Raw genomic sequence first — 2159 nt, 5'->3', positions numbered from 1 at the left:
TAAGATTTTAATAAGGTGCTGGTTCTATGATTTGCTCAGCAATTTCTGTGGTTGATTCTCCAAAATCAGTAAATGTGGAATGGCAATATTTTTATAAATGTAAATCTTTTCTGCAAAATAGTCAATTTCCAAAAATAAATAACCCACTAGTTAAAATTAATTCAACAGGAATTTGTCAAACCAAACTTATAGAATTAAAATTTTGAATTTGATTAGAAAGCAAACTTCTAGAACTAGAAAAAGATAATTTTTTTAAAAAAGATACAATAGTTAAATATTTAAAATATTTAAGATTTTCTAAATTTTGACTTATTGATGAGATAAAATCAGATAATATGTAAAAAAGAACAAATATGACTAATATTCCACTAATTAAAGAGATAGATAAAGATTGGTTATTGCAAAAATAACAACTAATAATTCAAGTAATAGATGAAAATAAAAATGAAACAAATATAAGTGATAAAAAATATAAAGAAATTTCTAAAGTCATTTGACTATTAAAATTTTCATAAATGCTAGAAAATAATATTAATTGTGTTAATAAAACTGAAATATTTAAAATTAAAATTGATGATAAAATGACAAAAAATTTAGAATTTAAAGTTGTTTGTCTTGACATAGGTGTTGTTAATCAAGTACTAAAATAACCTTTGTTTATTTCTTTTAATAAAAGTTTATTTACTAAAATAAAACCAAAAATAAATAGTAATATAAATGAAGGAATAAAAAACAAAATTGTATAAACTTCTGATTCTCCTGGTTCAAGTATCACAGTCATAATACTAAAAAAAAATAGTAGTATAAAAAATATTATTGTTTCCGTTTTTACAATTTTAAATTGCGATTTTATAAAACTAAAATTAATCATTAAATTCTATCTCCTTTTCATAATATTTTATAAAATATTTTTCTAAATCAAATGGTAATTCTTTAAAATAATCAATTTTATAAACTGAAATTTCTTTTAAAAAACTATCAACTTCAGTATTTGAAATAAAAACAGTTAAAATTTTGGTTTTATTATTTTTATTTATAATATTTCAATTTTTAGAAGAGATAAAATTATTATAATCATCATTTTTTGAAAATTTTATTTCATAATTTTTTTCAGAATTATTTTTGATGTCATTAATTTCTATTTCTGAAACTATTCTTCCATTTTTTATAATTCCAACTTTATCACAATTATTTTCAATCTCACCAAAAATATGTGAACTCATAAATATTGTCTTATTTTCTTTTTTAAAATTGTCAACTAATTTATCAAACTTTTTTTGCATTAAAGGATCTAATCCACTTGTAGGTTCATCTAAAATTAAAATTTCAGGTTTATGCATAAATGCAGAAATAATAGCTATTTTTTGTTTCATACCTTTTGACATTTTTTTAATTTTTGTTTTTGGATTAAAATCAAAATATTCAATTAGTTTTTTTGTGTAATTTCAATCAACATTATTACGAATATCAGCAATTGTTTTTAAATAATTAATACCACTCATATATTCAGGTAATATAACTTCACCAGATAAATATCCTATTTTTGCCATAATTTCTTTTGAATTTTTTCAAATATCATAACCTAAAATAGTTCCGTTGCCTTCATCAGATTTGATAAAACCAACCATTTGTCTTATTAAAGTAGTTTTTCCGGCACCATTAGGTCCTATGAAACCATAAACAATCCCTTTATTTATTTTAATATTAATATTAAAACAGCCAACATTAGATTCATATTTTTTAGTAATATTTTTTAAATCTATAATATTCATGTTTGAACTCTCTCTTTTAATTTTTTTAGGTTTTTTTCTCTATATTTACTATATTTAAATTTTATCAGATTTTTGGATGGAATTTCAACTTAACCACTTGCTACTTAGCCCTTTTTAAAAAAACTATAAAAACAGTCAAATTTGAGTGTTTTTATTTATAAAATGAAAAATTTTAATATCATTGCTTTTGGTTAGTGCTTATTTATTTTTTAAGGAATTCTATAACTATATCATAATTATAATTAATTATCAAAAACAAATATCTACCAAAAAATAGTCCTAAAAAGGGCTAAGTGCCCCATTCCAAATCGAAGAACAAATTTTGGCGAATTAATTCAAATGGATGCCAGTAATCATCATTGATTTGGCAATGATCAACCAAAAGCA

At 21.1% G+C, this 2159-nt stretch carries 2 protein-coding genes; both read right to left on the bottom strand.

What is annotated here, in order from left to right:
• Positions 1-91 precede the first annotated feature (91 nt).
• Entirely contained in the window at positions 92-781 is a 690-nt protein-coding gene (locus M0D11_RS05755) for an ABC transporter permease subunit (RefSeq protein ID WP_252320924.1), read from the bottom strand.
• 82 nt (positions 782-863) lie between these two features.
• A complete protein-coding gene (locus tag M0D11_RS05750; protein ID WP_252320922.1) occupies positions 864-1772 on the bottom strand; it encodes an ABC transporter ATP-binding protein in 909 nt (302 codons plus the stop codon).
• Between the last annotated feature and the right edge of the window lie 387 nt (positions 1773-2159).

The sequence above is a fragment of the Spiroplasma endosymbiont of Lariophagus distinguendus genome (assembly GCF_023846195.1).
Lineage (GTDB): Bacteria > Bacillota_I > Bacilli_A > Mycoplasmatales > VBWQ01 > Spiroplasma_E.
This window is presented reverse-complemented; position numbering and strand designations above follow the sequence as displayed.